Source organism: Candidatus Methylomirabilota bacterium (genome assembly GCA_035260325.1).
In the GTDB taxonomy this organism is placed as follows: domain Bacteria; phylum Methylomirabilota; class Methylomirabilia; order Rokubacteriales; family CSP1-6; genus AR19.
In genome coordinates, this window is the sequence record DATFVL010000308.1 from 1 (window position 1) to 16,395 (window position 16,395).

Annotated in this window: 21 protein-coding genes; 17 read left to right on the forward strand and 4 right to left on the reverse strand. The window is 71.0% G+C overall.

Annotated elements, in window-relative coordinates; translation table 11 throughout:
- The coding region (locus VKG64_19620) for a glycosyltransferase (GenBank protein HKB27249.1) at positions 1-202 on the forward strand (202 nt) is incomplete at its 5' end.
- 23 nt (positions 203-225) lie between these two features.
- Here VKG64_19620 and VKG64_19625 read toward each other — a convergent pair.
- Positions 226-426, reverse strand: coding sequence for a hypothetical protein (locus tag VKG64_19625; GenBank protein ID HKB27250.1), 201 nt, complete (start codon positions 424-426; stop codon positions 226-228).
- A 167-nt stretch (positions 427-593) separates the two neighbouring features.
- Here VKG64_19625 and VKG64_19630 point away from each other — a divergent pair, with 167 nt between their 5' ends.
- From VKG64_19630 to VKG64_19700, 15 genes are all read left to right on the forward strand, one after another.
- The gene (locus VKG64_19630; GenBank protein ID HKB27251.1) at positions 594-989 is read left to right on the forward strand and encodes a zinc ribbon domain-containing protein; all 396 of its coding nucleotides are present in this window, start codon (positions 594-596) and stop codon (positions 987-989) included.
- Positions 990-1,011: 22 nt separating this feature from the next.
- On the forward strand, positions 1,012-2,001 hold the full coding sequence (locus VKG64_19635; protein ID HKB27252.1) for a GNAT family N-acetyltransferase: 990 nt from the start codon (positions 1,012-1,014) through the stop codon (positions 1,999-2,001).
- A complete protein-coding gene (locus VKG64_19640; GenBank protein ID HKB27253.1) occupies positions 1,998-3,254 on the forward strand; it encodes a glycosyltransferase in 1,257 nt (418 codons plus the stop codon). Before VKG64_19635 ends, VKG64_19640 begins: the two co-directional genes overlap by 4 nt.
- Before the next feature lie 226 nt (positions 3,255-3,480).
- On the forward strand, positions 3,481-4,479 hold the full coding sequence (locus VKG64_19645) for an ABC transporter ATP-binding protein (GenBank protein ID HKB27254.1): 999 nt from the start codon (positions 3,481-3,483) through the stop codon (positions 4,477-4,479).
- On the forward strand, positions 4,476-5,456 hold the full coding sequence (locus tag VKG64_19650) for an ABC transporter ATP-binding protein (GenBank protein ID HKB27255.1): 981 nt from the start codon (positions 4,476-4,478) through the stop codon (positions 5,454-5,456). The genes VKG64_19645 and VKG64_19650 overlap by 4 nt, the downstream gene beginning before the upstream one ends.
- Before the next feature lie 122 nt (positions 5,457-5,578).
- On the forward strand, positions 5,579-7,165 hold the full coding sequence (locus tag VKG64_19655) for an ABC transporter substrate-binding protein (GenBank protein ID HKB27256.1): 1,587 nt from the start codon (positions 5,579-5,581) through the stop codon (positions 7,163-7,165).
- A 3-nt stretch (positions 7,166-7,168) separates the two neighbouring features.
- Positions 7,169-8,122: an ABC transporter permease gene (locus VKG64_19660; GenBank protein HKB27257.1), complete on the forward strand. Its 954-nt coding sequence runs from the start codon at positions 7,169-7,171 to the stop codon at positions 8,120-8,122.
- On the forward strand, positions 8,122-9,021 hold the full coding sequence (locus VKG64_19665) for an ABC transporter permease (GenBank protein ID HKB27258.1): 900 nt from the start codon (positions 8,122-8,124) through the stop codon (positions 9,019-9,021). Before VKG64_19660 ends, VKG64_19665 begins: the two co-directional genes overlap by 1 nt.
- Before the next feature lie 113 nt (positions 9,022-9,134).
- On the forward strand, positions 9,135-9,401 hold the full coding sequence (fdxA, locus tag VKG64_19670; protein ID HKB27259.1) for a ferredoxin: 267 nt from the start codon (positions 9,135-9,137) through the stop codon (positions 9,399-9,401).
- Positions 9,402-9,520: 119 nt separating this feature from the next.
- Positions 9,521-9,742 carry a helix-turn-helix domain-containing protein gene (locus VKG64_19675; protein HKB27260.1) on the forward strand — a complete coding sequence of 74 codons (222 nt, stop codon included), beginning with the start codon at positions 9,521-9,523 and terminating at the stop codon, positions 9,740-9,742.
- A 42-nt stretch (positions 9,743-9,784) separates the two neighbouring features.
- On the forward strand, positions 9,785-10,906 hold the full coding sequence (locus VKG64_19680; GenBank protein ID HKB27261.1) for a hypothetical protein: 1,122 nt from the start codon (positions 9,785-9,787) through the stop codon (positions 10,904-10,906).
- On the forward strand, positions 10,903-11,331 hold the full coding sequence (locus VKG64_19685; protein ID HKB27262.1) for an OB-fold domain-containing protein: 429 nt from the start codon (positions 10,903-10,905) through the stop codon (positions 11,329-11,331). Before VKG64_19680 ends, VKG64_19685 begins: the two co-directional genes overlap by 4 nt.
- Positions 11,318-12,514: a CoA transferase gene (locus VKG64_19690; protein HKB27263.1), complete on the forward strand. Its 1,197-nt coding sequence runs from the start codon at positions 11,318-11,320 to the stop codon at positions 12,512-12,514. Before VKG64_19685 ends, VKG64_19690 begins: the two co-directional genes overlap by 14 nt.
- 51 nt (positions 12,515-12,565) lie before the next feature.
- Positions 12,566-14,146 carry a citramalate synthase gene (gene cimA, locus VKG64_19695; GenBank protein ID HKB27264.1) on the forward strand — a complete coding sequence of 527 codons (1,581 nt, stop codon included), beginning with the start codon at positions 12,566-12,568 and terminating at the stop codon, positions 14,144-14,146.
- A complete protein-coding gene (locus tag VKG64_19700) occupies positions 14,143-14,502 on the forward strand; it encodes a response regulator (GenBank protein ID HKB27265.1) in 360 nt (119 codons plus the stop codon). The genes cimA and VKG64_19700 overlap by 4 nt, the downstream gene beginning before the upstream one ends.
- A gap of 9 nt (positions 14,503-14,511) precedes the next feature.
- Here VKG64_19700 and VKG64_19705 read toward each other — a convergent pair whose 3' ends face one another.
- A complete protein-coding gene (locus tag VKG64_19705; protein HKB27266.1) occupies positions 14,512-14,982 on the reverse strand; it encodes a hypothetical protein in 471 nt (156 codons plus the stop codon).
- A gap of 236 nt (positions 14,983-15,218) precedes the next feature.
- Between VKG64_19705 and VKG64_19710 the strand changes: the two genes are divergently transcribed.
- Complete coding sequence (locus tag VKG64_19710) at positions 15,219-15,470, forward strand: hypothetical protein (protein HKB27267.1); 252 nt, start codon at positions 15,219-15,221, stop codon at positions 15,468-15,470.
- Between the two features lie 46 nt (positions 15,471-15,516).
- Here the strand turns inward: VKG64_19710 and VKG64_19715 are convergent, their stop codons facing one another.
- Both VKG64_19715 and VKG64_19720 read right to left on the reverse strand, forming a co-directional pair.
- Complete coding sequence (locus tag VKG64_19715) at positions 15,517-15,990, reverse strand: ClbS/DfsB family four-helix bundle protein (protein HKB27268.1); 474 nt, start codon at positions 15,988-15,990, stop codon at positions 15,517-15,519.
- A 21-nt stretch (positions 15,991-16,011) separates the two neighbouring features.
- Positions 16,012-16,395 (reverse strand): GNAT family N-acetyltransferase (locus VKG64_19720; protein ID HKB27269.1); only part of this gene is annotated, 384 nt, incomplete at its 5' end.

Consider the following 16,395-nt stretch of genomic DNA (forward strand, 5'->3'; position numbering starts at 1 on the left):
CTACGCGCGCGACGGCGAGACGGCCCTGGTCGCCCGCCGGCGCGACGTCGCCGACCTCGCCGCGAAGCTCGAGCGGCTCGTGACCGACGCCGGGCTGCGCGGGAGGCTCGCCGCGGCGGGCCAGCGGCTCGTCACGACGGCGTTCGACTGGGACCGCGCGGTCGCGCGGATGGAAGCGATCTTCGCCGGCGCGCGGCGCTGAGGGAGGCGGGTGTGGCGCCGCGGTCAGCCGCGGGGCGGCCGGTCGCCGCCGAGGGCGATGACGGCCGGGCGGCCGTCGAGCGTGGTCGCGAGCACGCAGAGCTCGCGCTCCAGCTCGGTGAGCCGCGCCGCCAGGCGCTCGCGCTCCTCGTTGAGGGTTCGGGCGAGCGACGCCACGTGCTCGAGGAGCCGGCGCTCGGGCTCGGCGATGATCGTGGCGTTCATGCCCCTGGCAGATGAGCAAGAAGAATGCCGGAGGCCCGACGCGTTGGGTGACGCCACTTTCACCGCGCCGCCTCGCGAGCAGCCTGACACCCGCCGCGCGCCCGCCCGCCACCGTGACACGCTCGCTCCGGGCGGACTCGGTCGCGCGTGCTAAGATTGGTTGCGGCATGCCGATTTACGAGTACGAGTGCCACGACTGTCGCCGCCGGGTGAGCCTCCTCGTGCTCCGGCCGTCGGCCGCCCCCGTCCCGACCTGCCCCCGCTGTCACGGATCCAACCTCGCCCGCGTGATGTCGCGCTTCGCCACCGTGCGCTCGGAAGACGAGCGCCTCGAGTCGCTGGCCGACGCGTCGAGCTTCGGCGACCTGAACGAGGAGGACCCCGCGAGCGTCGCCCGCTTCATGAAGAAGATGGGCAAGGAGTTCGGTGACGACCTCGGCGACGACTTCGAATCCGCCGTGGACGAGGCGCTCGCAGAGGGTGAACCGGGAGGGCAGGGAGAGGCGCCCGCCCCCGGCGCGTCGGAGTCCGTGGACGCCGACGGCGCATCCGACGATCTGTGATGGGCCGCCCGAGGCTCGTCGCATGAAAGTCGAGGTCGCGGACCGTCTCGAGGCGGTCGGCGCCGCGACGTGGGAGCGGCTCCACGCCGCCACGCGCCTGCGCTCGCCCTTCCTCACGTGGACCTGGCAGTCCCACTGGGCGCGGGCCTTCGTCGCGGATCGCCGGGTCGAGGTCCATCGCGTCATGGACGGCGAGGGGGGCCTGGTCGCCGCGCTTCCGCTCTACGAGGCGTCGCCCGGCGTCTTCGAGACGATCGGCGGCGCCGACGTGTCGGACTACCTCGACCTCGTGGCGGTCGCGGGGCGCGAGGAGGAGGCGTGGACCGCGCTGCTCGAGGCGCGGGGCGCAGAGCCGGTCGAGTGGCGTCTCCACGCCGTCCCGGCGGACTCGCCGACGGTCACCGCCCTGCCGCGCCTCGCGCGCGCCTGCGGGCTCGCCGCCGAGGCGGTCGTCGAGGATCGATGTCCCGTGCTGACGCTGCCCGCCACGTGGGACGCGTACCTCGCGGGGCTCGGCGGCAAGCACCGCCACGAGCTCGGCCGCAAGATGCGGCGCCTCGAGCGCGAGGCGCCGGAGGCGCGCGCGTCCTGCGCCCACCGCCCCGCCGACGTGACGGCGCGGCTCGGCGACTTCTTCGACCTCCACCGGCGCTCGCGCGCGGGCAAAGCGCGCTTCATGGACCCCCGCATGGAGGCCTTCTTCCGCGAGGCCGTGACGGCGCTGGCCGAGCGGGGCGCCGCGCGCCTCTGGTTCCTCGACACCGCCTCGGGTCCGATCGCCTCGTTCGTCGTGCTCGAGTGGGGCGACACGGTCGGGCTCTACAATTCCGGATTCCACCCCGACGGCGCCGCGCTCTCGCCCGGCGTCGTGCTCCTGGGCCACCTGATCCGCGACGCGATCGAGCGCGGCCGGCGCCGGTTCGACTTCCTCCGCGGCGAGGAGCGCTACAAGTACGAGTTCGAGCCCGTCCCCGAAGAGGTCTACGGGGTGAAAGTCGGGCGGCGGCCGTGAACCTCCGCGTCGCGATGCTCAGCATCCACACCTGCCCGCTCGCCGCGCTCGGCGCGAAAGAGACGGGCGGCATGAACGTCTACGTGCGCGAGCTCTCGCGCGAGCTCGGGCGGATGGGCGTCGAGGTGGACGTCTTCACCCGCTCGCAGAACGCGGCGATCCCGCGCGTCGTCCGGATGGGCGAGCAGGTGCAGGTGATCCACTTGCCGGCGGGACCCGAGGCCCCGATGGCGCGCGCCGAGATCCACGGCCACCTCGACGAGTTCGTGGACGGGATCGAGGCGTGGCGGCTCACGCGCGGCGTCGAGTACGACCTGATCCACGCCCACTACTGGCTCTCGGGCGTCGCCGCGCTTGCGCTCCGCGACCGCTGGGGGGTCCCCGTGCTCCAGATGTTCCACACCCTCGGCCGGCCGAAGAACCGCGCGGCGCGGAGCGCGGGCGAGCTCGAGCCCGCGATCCGGCTCCGCGAGGAGACGCGCATCGTCGGCGCGGCGGACCGCATCGTGGCGGCGAACGACGTCGAGCGCGCGGAGCTCCTGCGCGCCTACGGCGCCGGCGCGCAACGTATCGCGACGATCCCGTGCGGCGTGGACACGGAGCTCTTCACGCCGGGCGACCGGGCCGCCGCGCGGCGCGAGCTCGGGCTCGACGCGCGTCCGGTGCTCCTGTGGGTCGGGCGCATGGCGCCGATCAAAGGGCTCGACACGCTGCTCGCCGCGGTGGGACGGCTCTGCGCGGCCGGGACCGAGGCGAGGCTCCTGATCGTCGGCGGCGATGCCGACGATCCGCCGAACGGCCACGAGGCCTCGCTCCGCGCCCAGATCCGCCGGCTCCGCCTCGACGGCGCCGTGAGCTTCGTCGGCCCGCAGCCCCAGGAGCGGCTCCCGATCTACTACGCCGCGGCCGACGTCACCGTCGTGCCCTCGTATTACGAGTCGTTCGGCATGGTGGCCCTCGAGGCCATGGCCTGCGGGAGCCCCGTGATCGCCTCGCGCGTGGGCGGGCTCGTCACGACCGTGCGCGACGGCGTCACGGGCTTCCTCGTTCCGGAAAGCGACGTCGCCGCGCTCGCCGAGCGCATCGCCGCGCTCGTGGCCGATCCCGACCTCGGCTGGCGGATCGGCCGGGAGGGCGTGCGCTGGGCGGCGCAGCACCGCTGGCCCTGCGTCGCCGAGGCCGTGTGCCGCGAGTACGCCTCGCTCGAGCCGATCGCCACCCCGCACCTCGCCGCCGCGCGCTGCCACGACTAGCGCCTCGCCGCTCGGCCGGCACCGGAGGCCAGGCCGCGCCCTTCTCGACCACGCTAGCCACCGACGCGCCAGCGCGTGTCCTTCGCGCTGCGTCGGCCGCCGCGTAGAAGCTACGGGTCTCGAAGGGCGCGGCCCGTCCCCCGGGTGCCGCCGTGCGTCGCCCGCTCGGCAGATCGGCTGACAGGTGCTGCGTGCCGTCACGCGGCGTGTGCTAGACTGGCGCGTCGTGGCGACGCTCCTCGAAGTCCGCAATCTAACGACCGAGTTCCTGACGCGCGGCGGCGTCGTCCGCGCCGTGGACGGCGTGTCGTGGGACGTCGCGGAAGGCGAGACGGTCGCGCTGGTGGGCGAGTCGGGCTGCGGCAAGAGCGTGAGCGCGCTCTCGGTGATGCGGCTGGTCGAGGCGCCCGCCGGGCGCATCGTGGGCGGCCAGGTCCGCTTCAAGGGCCGCGACCTCCTGGCCCTCTCCGAGGAGGAGATGCGCCGCGTGCGCGGGCGCGAGATCGCGATGGTGTTCCAGGAGCCGATGACCTCGCTGAATCCCGTGCTCACGATCGGGCGCCAGCTCACCGAGGGGCTCGAGATCCACCTCGGGATGACGCGCGAGCAGGCGCGGCAGCGCGCCGCGGAGCTCCTGGCGACGGTCGGCATCCCCGATCCGGCGCGGCGCCTCGCGCAGTACCCCCACCAGTTCTCGGGCGGGATGCGGCAACGGATGGTGATCGCGACGGCGCTCGCCTGCCACCCCTCGCTGATCCTCGCCGACGAGCCCACGACGGCGCTCGACGTGACGATCCAGGCGCAGATCCTCGAGCTCATGCGCGACCTCTCGCGCCGGTTCGGCGTCGCCATGCTGATCATCACCCACAACCTCGGCGTCGTCGCGCGCTACGCCGACCGCGTGAACGTCATGTACGCGGGGCGCATCGTCGAGCGGGGGACCGCGCGCGAGCTCTACCGGCGTCCGCGCCATCCCTACACGCTCGGGCTCCTGCGCTCGGTGCCGCGCCTCGACGAGCCGCGGCGCGCGCGGCTCGACCCGATCGAGGGCCAGCCGCCCGACCTCACCCGCCTGCCGCACGGATGCGCGTTCGCCCCGCGGTGCGCCTTCCGCGTGGAGCGCTGCCTGGCTGAGCGGCCCGTCCTGGCGCCGGCGGGTGGGGAGGGCCACGTGAGCGCGTGCTGGGAGGCCGCGCGCCTGGAGCAGGCGCCGGCTCTGCGATGACGGGCGGCGCGCCGCTCCTCGAGGTCCGGAACCTCGTCAAGCACTTCCGCGTCGGCGGCGGCCTCTTCGGCGGCGAGCCCGGCATCGTCCGGGCGGTGGACGGGGTCAGCTTCGCGATCCGGCGCGGCGAGACGCTCGGGCTCGTCGGCGAGTCCGGCTGCGGGAAGACCACGACGGGCCGGTGCATCCTGCAGCTCGAGCGCCCGACGAGCGGCGAGATCATCTTCGAGGGCCAGGATCTGGCGAGGCTCGAGGACGCCGCCCTGCGACGCGTGCGTCGCCGCATCCAGGTGATCTTCCAGGACCCGTACAGCTCGCTCAACCCCCGGATGACGATCGGCCAGATCCTCGCCGAGCCGATCGCCGTGCACGGGCTCGTGCCCGAGCGGGCCGCGCGGGCGGCGCGCGTCGCCGAGCTGCTGCGCCACGTCGGGCTCCTGCCCCAGCACGCCGACCGCTACCCGCACCAGCTCTCGGGGGGCCAGCGGCAGCGCGTCGGGATCGCGCGCGCGCTCGCCCTCGAGCCCGCGCTGATCGTCTGCGATGAGCCGGTCTCGGCCCTCGACGTCTCGATCCAGGCGCAGATCATCAACCTGCTCGAGGACCTCCAGGCCGAGTTCGGCCTGACCTACCTCTTCATCGCCCACGATCTCTCGGTCGTGCGCCACATCTCCGACCGCGTGGCCGTGATGTACCTCGGGAAGGTCGTCGAGCTGGCCGACCGGAAGGCGCTCTACGACGATCCACTCCACCCCTACACACGCGCCCTCCTCGCCGCCGTGCCGATCCCGGACCCGGAGCTCGAGGCGCGCCGCGAGCATATCGTCCTCGGCGGCGAGGTCCCGAGCCCGCTCAAGCCGCCCACGGGCTGCGTGTTCCACCCGCGGTGCCCCATCGCCGTGGACCGCTGCCGGAGCGAGGTCCCCGGGCTCCGCGAGGTCAAGCCCGGCCACGGGGCGGCCTGCCTCCTGGCTTGACAGAAGGGCCCCCCGTGCTTAAATGCTGAAACCTTCGGTGAGTGTCCCTGGTTTTCCGAATAGTCGCGCCGCTGCTGGACCGAACACGAACCCGGGCGTGCCGCGCCCGCGGAGGTAAGCTCATGCGACGCTTCACCAGCACGTTCATCGGGCTGCTGGTCCTGGCTCAGGCACTGCCCGCGTGGGCGCAGGAGAAGCCGCGCTCCGGCGGTGAGCTCGTCTTCGTGGTGCCGTCCGAGCCCCCGTCATACGACCTGCACCAGGAGGAGACGTTCGGCGTCGTTCATCCGATGGCGCCGCATTACAGCACGCTGCTGCGGGTCGACCCCTTCGACAAGACGGGGACCAGGCCGGTCGGCGACCTCGCGGAGTCGTGGACCATCTCCAGGGACGGCCTCGTCTACACCTTCAAGATCCGCAAGGGTGTGAAGTTCCACGACGGCAGCGAGCTGACGTCGAAGGACGTCAAGGCCTCCTACGACAAGATCCTTCATCCGCCGGCCGGGGTGAAGTCCCTCCGGGCCTCGGCCTACGAGGCGGTGAAGGCGGTGGACGCGCCCGACCCGAGCACGATCGTCGTCAGGCTGAAGTACCCGGAGACGTCCATCCTCCTCAACCTCGCCTCGCCGTGGAACTGGATCTACAAGGCCGACATCCTGGCCAAGGACCCGCACTGGTACGAGACGCACGTCATGGGCACGGGCCCCTTCAAGTTCGTCGAGCACGTGAGGGGCTCGCACTGGGTCGGCAAGAAGAACCCGGACTACTGGGACAAGGGCAAGCCCTACCTCGATGGGTACCGCGCCATCTTCATCAGCAACTCGTCCGCGCAGGTCGCCGCCGTCCGCGGTGAACGGGCGATGATCCAGTTCCGCGGCTTCACCCCCGCCGACCGCGACAGCCTCGTCGCCGCGCTCGGGCCGAAGATCACGGTGCAGGAGAGCCCGTGGGACTGCGCGCTGATGGTGGCCATGCACCACGAGAAGAAGCCGTTCGACGACAAGCGGGTTCGCCGGGCGCTGACGCTCGCGCTCGACCGCTGGGAGGCCTCGAAGAGCCTGTCGCGGATCGCTATCGTGCGCGACGTGGCCGGCATCCAGGTGCCCGGCACCCCGTACGCGACGCCGCCCGAGGAGCTGAAGAAGCTCGCCGGGTACTGGCCCGACATCAACGCCAGCCGCGCCGAGGCCAGGCGCCTCCTCAAGGAGGCGGGCGTCCCCGACGGCTTCGCCTTCACCTTCAAGAACCGCGGGATCCCGCAACCCTACGAGCCCCTCGGCATCTGGCTCATCGACCAGTGGCGCCAGATCGGCCTGAACGTCAAGCAGGAAACCATCGAGGCGTCCGCCTATCACCCGATGCTCAAGCGCGGCGATTTCGAGGTGGCGATGGACTTCCAGTGCGGCTTCATCGTCGAGCCCGACCTGGACCTTGGCCGGTTCCTCAGCACCTCCGACGCCAACTACGGCAAGCACAAGGACGTCGTCATCGACGACCTCTACCAGCGGCAGGCGCGGGCGACCGATCTGGAGGAGCGGAAGAAGATCTTGAGGACCCTCGAGAGGCGGCTCCTCGACGAGGAAGTCCACGTGATGTACACGCTCCAGTGGCACCGGATCATTCCGCACAACTCCAGGGTGAGGGGCTGGACCATCACGCCGAGTCACTACTTGAACAACCAGCTCGATACGGTGTGGCTCACAGAGTAGCGGGTGTCCAAGTTCCTGCTGAAGCGGTTTCTGCTGATGTTTCCCACCCTCTTCGGGGTGGCGCTGGTGGCGTTTCTGCTCATCCGCGTCATCCCGGGTGACGTCGTCGAGCTCCGCTATTCCGGCGACCGCGGCGCGGTCTCGCAGGAGCTGCTCGACAAGGAGCGAGCGCGGATCGGCCTCGACCAGCCCGTCTGGCGGCAGTTCGCCGCGTGGATCTGGGGCGTCGCGCGCCTCGATTTCGGCGAGTCGATGTGGACCGGCGCGCCCATCTGGCAGGAGGTCAGGCTGCGCTTCGCGCTCTCGCTCCAGGTGGCCGTCATGGCCACGGTCGTGGCCGTGCTGCTGGCGCTTCCGCTCGGCGTGCTCGCCGCGCTGAGGCAGGATACCTGGGTGGACTATGCCGTACGGATCTTCTCGATCGCCGGGCTGGCCGTGCCGTCGTTCTGGCTGGGCATCGTCCTGATCTTGATGCTTCTCATCGTCTTCCGATGGCTGCCGCCCATGGTCTACACGCCGTTCTGGGTGAGCCCCTGGCAGAACATGGCCCAGCTGATCTGGCCGGCGCTCGCCGTGGGCTATCGCTACTCCGCGGTCGCGACCCGGATGACGCGCTCGGCGATGCTCGAGGTGTTGCGCGAGGACTACATCCGCACGGCGCGCGCGAAGGGGCTCATGCAGAACCTGATCCTCTCGCGCCACGCGCTCAAGAACGCGATGCTGCCGGTGGTGACGGTCATCGCCATCGAGTTCGCATTCCTCATCGGCGGCCTCGTCGTCACCGAGCAGGTTTTCAACCTGAACGGCATCGGGCTGCTCTTCGTCCAGGCCGTCGCCCACCGCGACTACACGCTCCTCCAGGCGCTGGTGATGCTGGTCGCGGGCTTCTTCATCGTCGTGAACTTCGCCATGGACGTCGCGTACGCGTGGCTCGACCCGCGCATCCGGTACCGGTGATGGCCGTCGCGCGACCGGTCGAAGCCGCCGAGCTCGAGACCCCGGGCGCCGCGAGCCGCTGGACCGCGGCGGCCGGCGAGTTCTGCCGGCGCCGTCCGCTCGGCGCGATCGGCGCCGCCGTGATCGTGCTCATGCTGCTGGCCGCGGTGCTGGCGCCGGTGATCGCGCCCTACGATCCCGTGGCGATCGACTTCGGCGGCATGCTGGCGCGGCCGTCCCCGGCGCACTGGCTCGGGACGGACTCGTTCGGTCGCGACGTGCTCTCGCGGCTCATCCACGGCTCGCGCACGGCGCTGCTCGTGGGCTTCGGCGCGTCGGTCCTGGGCGCGGCGCTGGGCGCCGTGCTCGGCGTGGGGAGCGCGTACTTCGGGGGTCGGACCGACCTCTACGTCCAGCGCGTGATGGACATCTTCCTGGCCTTCCCGCTCATCATCCTGGCGCTGGCGCTGGTCGCCATCCTCGGGAACTCGATCCCGAACCTCATCATGGCGATCACGGTGCCGATGATCCCGCGCTGCGCCCTCGTCATCCGCTCCTCCGCGCTCTCGATCCGCGAGACGGCGTACGTGGACGCGGCGCGCGCCGCGGGCTTCCGCCACGCGCGCATCATCCTGCGACACATGCTGCCGAACGTCATGGCGCCCTTCCTGATCATGCTCACCGCGTTCGTCGGGCAGGCGATCCTGCTGGAGTCGTCGCTCTCGTTCCTCGGGCTCGGCGTGCAGGAGCCGACGCCCGCGTGGGGCCTGATGCTGAGCGGTGCGGCCATCGAGTTCGCCGAGCGGGCGCCGTGGATGGCCGTCTTCCCGGGCCTCGCGATCAGCCTCGCCGTCTTCGCCTTCAACCTCTTCGGCGACTCGCTGCGCGACGCCCTCGATCCGCGCCTGAAGACGCAGTGACGCCCGGCGTGTCGGTGTTCAACCGCGCGGAAAGCTTGACACTCTATGATGATTCGGGTACAAGAATCGTTGGTCCGAGCGCACCCAACTAGGCGGCACATCGGGAGGCCCCAATGCCGTACATAATCGCCGAGCCGTGCATCAACGTCAAAGACAAGGCGTGCGTCGAGGTCTGCCCGGTCGATTGCATCTACGAGGGTGAGACGATGCTCTATATCCACCCCGACGAGTGCATCGACTGTGGCGCCTGCGAGCCCGTCTGCCCGGTGAAGGCGATCTTCGCCGAGGACGAGACCCCCGAGCAGTGGAAGAACTACATCGAGCTGAACAAGCAGTTCTTCAAGGACAACCCCGGGGTGAAGCCGACGACCAAGAAGTAGCTGCACAGGCCACACGGCACACCGCCAGGCCCGCTGTGCATTCGACCGAATGCCGCGGGCTTTTTCTTCGGGAGACCGGCGTCCCGGCCGTGGCATCGTCGTTGCCTCTGTGAATCGGCATGAGCTCAATGCCCCTGCCGCCGCCACCGTTCGGGTACCACGGCGCCGTCTCCGAGTTCAAGCGCCGCCTGATCGAGGCGACCCTCCGTCGAGCGTGCGGCAACCGCACCCACGCCGCGAAAGCGCTCGGGCTCCAGCGCACGTACCTCCTGCGGCTCATCCGCGATCTCCGCGTCGCCGCGCCGCCGCCGCCCTCGCGCCGGAGGAACGGCGCGCCGTGACCGGTTGACGTTTTCCGGCTCTGCCGTCAAGCTGGACACGTCATGCGTGACGTGTGGGTGGCGGGCGCGGCGATGACGCGCGTCGGACGGCGGAGCGAGCGGCTTCAAGACCTCATGGCCGAGGCCGCGCACGGCGCCTTGCGGTCGGCCGGCGTGGACGCGCCAGACGCGATCGTCGTCGCCGCCATGAACCCCGAGGAGTTCGTCGGCGACGGCAACTTCGCCTCGAACGCCGCCGCCCACCTGGGCTTCGCCCAGGCGCCGGCGCTCAGGGTCGAGACCGCGACCTCCTCGGGCGCGGCCGCCTTCTACGCCGGGTTCGCGCTGGTCGCGGCCGGCCTGCGGCGCGCGGTGCTGGTCGTCGGCGGCGAGAAGATGACCCACCTCGCCACGCCCCGGGTGTCCGAGCTGATCGGCCGCTCGCTCGATCCCTACGAGCGCTCCTACGGCGCCACGATGCCCGCCCTCGCGGCCCTCGTCACGCGCGCGCTGATGGCGCGCGGCGTGGGCGCGCGCGAGCTCGCCCAGGTGGCCGTGAAGAACCACGCCAACGCGCTCCGGAACCCGTACGCGCACTTCCGCCGCGCGGTCACGCCCGAGGAGGTGCTCGAGAGCCGCATGGTGGCCGACCCGCTCCGCCTGCTCCACTGCTGCCCCATCTCGGACGGCGCCGCCGCGGTCGTCCTGACGGCCGATCGCGCGGGCGTGCGCGTGGCCGGCATCGGGCAGGGGAACGACACGCTCGCGCTCCGTCACCGCCAGATCCTCACGAGCTTCCGGGCCACGCAGGCGGCGGCGGGCGAGGCCTTCGCGATGGCGGGCTTCGGCCCGGAGCGGGTGGACGTGGCCGAGCTCCACGACGCGTTCGCCCCGTTCGAGCTGATCTCGCTCGAGGACCTGGGCCTCGTGCCGCCGGGCAAGGCCGGGCGCGTGACGCTCGACGGCGAGACCGCCCTCGACGGCCGGCTGCCGGTGAACCCGTCGGGCGGGCTCAAGGCGCGCGGCCATCCGCTGGCGGCCACGGGGCTCGCCCAGATCGTCGAGTGCGTCTGGCAGCTCACCGGGCGCGCGGAGGGGTGCCAGACGCAGGCGCGCGTCGCGCTCGCCCAGTCCATCGGCGGGCTCGCGACGAACAACTGGGTGACGCTCCTCGAGGCGGCGTGATCGAGGGGATCGAGGCCTCCCGCTGCCCCGCGTGCCGCGCGATCGTCGCGCCTCCCGCGAGCTACTGCCCGCGCCATCCCGTGGCGATGGAGCCCGTGTTGCTGCCGGGCGCCGGCGAGATCGTCTCGTTCACCACGCTCCACGCGCCGCCGGCGGGCTTTCGCGCGCCGCTGCACATCGCGCTCGTCGAGCTCGAAGGGGGTGCGCGGTTCGTCTGCCACGGCGCCGACACGCGCGGGCTCAGGATCGGCTCGCGCGTCGCCATCGAGGCGGTGGACAGCGTCTATTACTTCTCCCACCTGGGCGCCGTGGACCGCGCGCGGCTTTTCTGGCACCGCGCCGGCCGCGCCGGCGACCGCGTGAGCGCGATCGCGCGGAGCCTCGCCAAGCGCGTCTTCAAAGGACGAGCGCGTGCCTCGAGCTAAGGGACCGCTGGCCGGCGTCCGCGTCCTCGACCTCACCCGTGTCCTCGCGGGCCCCTTCTGCGCCATGCTCCTCGGCGACATGGGCGCGGAGGTCGTCAAGATCGAGGAGCCCGGCAAGGGCGACGATACGCGGAGTTGGCCGCCCTTCGTCGGCGGCGAGGCCACGTACTTCATGTCGGTCAACCGCAACAAGAAGAGCGTCACGCTGAACCTCAAGGCCCCCGAGGGCCGGCGCATCCTGAGAGCGCTCGTCAAGCGGAGCGACGTCCTCCTCGAGAACTTCCGCCCCGGGACGATGGAGAAGCTCGGCTTCGGCTACCGGGCGCTCGCGAAGGTGAATCCGCGGCTCGTCTACTGCTCCATCTCCGGCTTCGGCGAGTCCGGGCCGGAGGCGCACCGCGCCGGCTACGACCTGATCGTGCAGGCCGAGTCGGGGCTCATGGACATTACCGGCTTCGCCGACGGCCCCCCGGTCAAGGTGGGCACCTCGATCGCCGACCTCGTCGCCGGGATGTCGGCGGCCCACGGCGTGACGCTCGCCCTGCTCGCGCGCGCCCGGACGCGCCGCGGCCAGAAGGTCGAGATCGCGATGCTCGACGCCATGGCCGCGCTGCTCACCTACCAGGCCGGCATCTACTTCGCCACGGGCCAGCGGCCCACGCGCCGCGGGAACGCCCACCCGTCCATCGTTCCGTACGAGGTCTTCAAGGCCGCCGACGCCTACCTGACGCTCGGCGTCGCCAACAACTCCCTGTGGACGAAGTGCTGCGCGGCCCTCGACCGGCCCGACCTCGCGCGCGACGGGCGCTTCGACACCGAGGCCAAGCGCGTGCAGAACCGCGACACGCTGATCCCGCTGCTCAACGAGATCCTCGGCGCGCGCACGGTCGAGGAGTGGCTGAAGCGCTTCGAGGCCGCGGGCATCCCGGCCGGGCGGATCAAGACGGTGGCCGAGGTCTGCGAGAGCGAGCACCTCAAGGCGCGCGGCATGGTCGTCACGCTGCCCCATCCGAAGGCGAGCCGCGTGACCGTCATGGGGGTGCCGATCCGCCTCCACGGCACGCCCGGCCGCGCCGGGGCGGCGCCCCCGGTGCTCGGCCAGCACACCGACCTCGTGCTCCGGACGCTCGTCGGGCTCTCGCGGGCGGAGATCGTCGGGCTCAGGCGGAAGGGCGCGATCTGACGGCGAATCTTGACACTCCGCGGCGTTGGGGCGCATCATGACAGGTACCGCATGCGCCGCCTGATCAAGATCTATGACACGACGCTCCGCGACGGCACCCAGGGGGAAGGGGTGTCCTTCTCGATGGAGGACAAGGTCCGCCTGACGTCGCGCTTCGACGCCCTCGGCATCCACTACATCGAGGGCGGGTGGCCGGGCTCGAACCCCAAGGACCTGCGCTTCTTCCGCCGCATGCAGGACGTCACGCTCAAGCACGCCAAGCTCGCCGCCTTCAGCATGACCCGCCGCGCCGGCGGCGCCGCCGAGTCCGACGCCAACATGCAGGCGCTCCTCGACGCGGGCGCGCCCGTGGCGACGATCGTCGGCAAGTCGTGGGACTTCCACGTGACGCACGCGCTCGGGACCACGCTCGACGAGAACCTCGCGATGATCGCGGACACGATCGCGTTCCTGCGTCCGCGGATGGACGAGGTGATGTTCGACGCCGAGCACTTCTTCGACGGCTTCCGGAAAAACCGTGACTACGCGCTCCGCACGCTCAAGGCCGCGGAGGAGGCCGGCGCCCACTGGCTCGTCCTCTGCGACACGAACGGCGGCACGCTGCCGCACGACCTCGTCGCGATCCTCCAGATCGTGAAGAAGCACGTGAAGACGCCGCTCGGCATCCACGTCCACAACGACGCCGAGTGCGCGGTGGCGAACTCGGTCGCCGCCGTGCTGGAGGGCGTGGGCCAGGTGCAGGGGACCATGAACGGCTTCGGCGAGCGGTGCGGGAACGCGAACCTGGTCTCGATCATCCCGAACCTGATCTTGAAGCTCGGGCTCGACTGCATCCCGGAGCCGCACCTGCGCGAGCTCCGCGACGCCTCGCGCTTCGTCTCCGAGCTGGCGAACCGCAAGCCCTGGTCGTCGCAGCCCTACGTGGGGGACTCGGCCTTCGCCCACAAGGGGGGCATGCACGTCTCGGCGGTCCAGAAGCATCCCGAGACCTACGAGCACATCGAGCCCGAGGCGGTGGGCAACCACCGGCGCGTGCTCGTCTCCGAGCTCGCCGGCAGGTCGAACATCCTCTGGAAGGCGCGGGAGTACGGGATCGATCTCGACCAGGAGACGCCGGACACGCGCCGGATCCTCGACCAGCTCAAGGCGCTCGAGGATCAGGGGTTCCAGTTCGAGGGCGCGGAGGCGTCGTTCGAGCTCCTCATGGAGCGCGCGCTCCGGCCTCACAAGCCCTGGTTCGAGCTCGAGGCCTACCGCGTGATCGTCGAGGAGCAGAACCATGAGCAGGAGCCCGTCGCCGAGGCGACCGTCCGCGTGCGCGTGAAGGGCATCCTCGAGCACACGGCCGCGTCGGGCAACGGCCCGGTCAACGCGCTCGACCACGCCCTCCGGAAGGCGCTCGAGGAGTTCTACCCGAACCTCAAGACGATGCGGCTCCTCGACTACAAGGTGCGCATCCTCGACGAGACGAAGGGCACCGCGGCCAAGACGCGCGTGCTCATCACGTCGGGCGACGGCGAGGAGACGTGGGGGACGGTCGGCGTGGCCGACAACATCATCGAGGCGTCCTGGCAGGCCCTCGTGGACTCGATCGAGTACAAGCTCCGCCGGGACGAGCGGGCCCGGGCATGAACATCGTCGTCGTCGACGATGATCCGATGATCGTGAAGATGTGCGAGAGCGTGCTCACGAAGCAGGGCCACACCGTCCAGGGCTTCACGAGCACGGGCGAGGCGCTCCGGTACCTTGCCGCGGCCCCGAAACCCGACCTCCTCGTGGTCGACTACAAGATGCCGGAGCTGAACGGTCTCGAGTTCATCCAGCGCGCGTGGGATCTCCGCCCGAAGCTGCGCGTGGTCATGATCACCGCCCACGGGACCCGCGAGCTCCTCGGCGAGGCGGCCGAGACGGGCGTCCACGGGCTCGTCCTGAAGCCCTTCACCCCTGCCGAGCTCACCCAGGGGATCAAGAAGGTCCTCGAGGAGTAGGTCGCCGCCCTAGGAGCGCGGGAATGGCCGCGGCTCCTCCTTCTTTTCCTTGTCCGGCTCCTTGCTCGGCTCCCTGGGTGCCGCGGGGCGCTGCACCGCGATCGTGACCTCCACCACCTGTGGCTCCGTCCCCTTCCGGTTGTCGAGCACGGCGAAGTACTGGCCGGCGATCGGGGCCCTCACCGAGAAGGAAAGCTGCTTCACGGCCTGGACGTGGAGGAGAGGCCGCGCGGGCGCCGGGGCCTTCTCGTCCTGGTCGGCTCGGTCGCCCGCCTCGCCGTAGGCGACGAGGACGTCCATCTGGCCGTCGAGCTTCACGAGAACCGCCAGCACGGTGCCCTCGGACACGTTGATGATCCTGACCCGCTTGAACTGGCCGGAGGGGATCTCGTAGTTGTAGCTCGCCTGCTGGGCGACGGCGGGTGAGAGGAGCGCCAGCGCCAGGAGAGCCGCGAGGATCGCTCGGCCGAGCCCGATCACGCCAGCAGCCGACCATGCCCGGCCCGACATTGTCAACCCGCAGCGGTACGCTCGTGCGTCCAAGGATCTCCGGAAATCGCCGGGCCCGTGTCCAGAAATTACCCGGACGGAGATTGATCTGCTGGCCGCAAATTTACCAGGCATTTGTGGACGGCGTCTCGCAACATGCTGAAATTTCTGGAAATATGCCTCCGGTATCGCTTTTGCTCTCTCCATGGGGCATGGAGGACCTGGACATGACGTTCAGAGAAGCGATCACCGAACCGGCGAACGCCGGCCATCCAGTGGGTTGGACCGAGCGGCGCAGCGTGGGACGCCCCTCGACGGTGGCGCCCTTCGCGCCGCAGATCAGTCAGTGGCTCCAAGCCGAGCCCATGCTGTCGGGCGCCGAGGTGCTGAGACGGGTGCGCCTCATCGGCTACCCCGGGGGGAAGAGCGCCCTGTACGAACTGGTGCGGCGCCTTCGGCCAACGGTCTCCGGAGGCTAGTAACGGGTCGCGCCTCGTCCTCGATTCTTCCTCGCTGAGCGTCCCCTCAGAGGCCCTTCTCCGCGCGCCAGGCGCGGATCTGGTCGCCGTGCTCCTTGTAATGGTGGGCCGAGTTCTGGTCCACGATCTTCCACGCCGTCCGGCCGGGCTCGAAGCGCGCCGCCGGGACGGCGGCCGCGGCGCGCATGAAGTCCGTGTGCGAGCGCTCGAGGTCGCGCATGACCTCCGGCAGGGGCGCGGCCTTCTTCGCCGCGACGAACTTCGCGTTCCAGGCGTCCACGTCCTCGTAGCTCACGCCCTCGGGAATCGGCCGCTCGCCGCGCGCCAGCCGCCCGAGGGCCGGCGCCAGCTCGCGGTGCCATGCGGAGATGTGCGCGACGATGTCCTTGACGCACCAGACGCCCAGCCACACCTCGTCGAACCGGCGCTCGTCCAGCCCCTCGAGCGCCTCCTGGAACAGCGTGTACTCGTGCTCCGCGGCGCTCAGCAGCTCCGCCTTCGTCACCGGTACGGTGCTCATCGGGTCGTCTCCCTCGTGCGGCTACGGGTGGAGGCGCTTGTAGAACAGGAGCTCGCGATAGCCCTGCGGGAGGTTGTCGATGTGGCCCGAGGGCGCGAAGCCGAGCGCCGCGTGCATCCGGATCGCGGCCGTGTTGGTCTCCTCGGCGGATGAGTAGAGCCGCGGGCCGGGCGAGACGGCCTCGAGCATCTTGAAGAGGGCGCGGGCGATGCCGCGCCGCCGGCGGTCGTCGCGCACGCAGACGAGCCCGACGAGCGTGCACTGGAACCAGTCGGTGCGGTAGCCGAGGACGCCCACGACGTCACCCGCCTCCTCCGCGACCAGGAGGGGATGGCGCTCGGCGTGGGAGCGGACGAGCGGCCCGGCGCGCCCGGGGCCGAGGGTCTCCGTCGCGAGGGCCATGAG

Excerpts from the sequence above, each read along its gene's own strand:
- VKG64_19650 (HKB27255.1), top strand. The coding sequence starts at position 4,476 with ATGACGGGCGGCGCGCCGCTCCTCGAGGTCCGGAACCTCGTCAAGCAC.
- fdxA (HKB27259.1), top strand. The coding sequence starts at position 9,135 with ATGCCGTACATAATCGCCGAGCCGTGCATCAACGTCAAAGACAAGGCG.
- VKG64_19710 (HKB27267.1), top strand. The coding sequence starts at position 15,219 with ATGACGTTCAGAGAAGCGATCACCGAACCGGCGAACGCCGGCCATCCA.
- VKG64_19675 (HKB27260.1), top strand. The coding sequence starts at position 9,521 with ATGAGCTCAATGCCCCTGCCGCCGCCACCGTTCGGGTACCACGGCGCC.
- VKG64_19635 (HKB27252.1), top strand. The coding sequence starts at position 1,012 with ATGAAAGTCGAGGTCGCGGACCGTCTCGAGGCGGTCGGCGCCGCGACG.
- VKG64_19625 (HKB27250.1), bottom strand. The coding sequence starts at position 426 with ATGAACGCCACGATCATCGCCGAGCCCGAGCGCCGGCTCCTCGAGCAC.
- VKG64_19630 (HKB27251.1), top strand. The coding sequence starts at position 594 with ATGCCGATTTACGAGTACGAGTGCCACGACTGTCGCCGCCGGGTGAGC.
- VKG64_19715 (HKB27268.1), bottom strand. The coding sequence starts at position 15,990 with ATGAGCACCGTACCGGTGACGAAGGCGGAGCTGCTGAGCGCCGCGGAG.
- VKG64_19680 (HKB27261.1), top strand. The coding sequence starts at position 9,785 with ATGCGTGACGTGTGGGTGGCGGGCGCGGCGATGACGCGCGTCGGACGG.
- VKG64_19700 (HKB27265.1), top strand. The coding sequence starts at position 14,143 with ATGAACATCGTCGTCGTCGACGATGATCCGATGATCGTGAAGATGTGC.
- VKG64_19655 (HKB27256.1), top strand. The coding sequence starts at position 5,579 with ATGCGACGCTTCACCAGCACGTTCATCGGGCTGCTGGTCCTGGCTCAG.
- VKG64_19665 (HKB27258.1), top strand. The coding sequence starts at position 8,122 with ATGGCCGTCGCGCGACCGGTCGAAGCCGCCGAGCTCGAGACCCCGGGC.
- cimA (HKB27264.1), top strand. The coding sequence starts at position 12,566 with ATGCGCCGCCTGATCAAGATCTATGACACGACGCTCCGCGACGGCACC.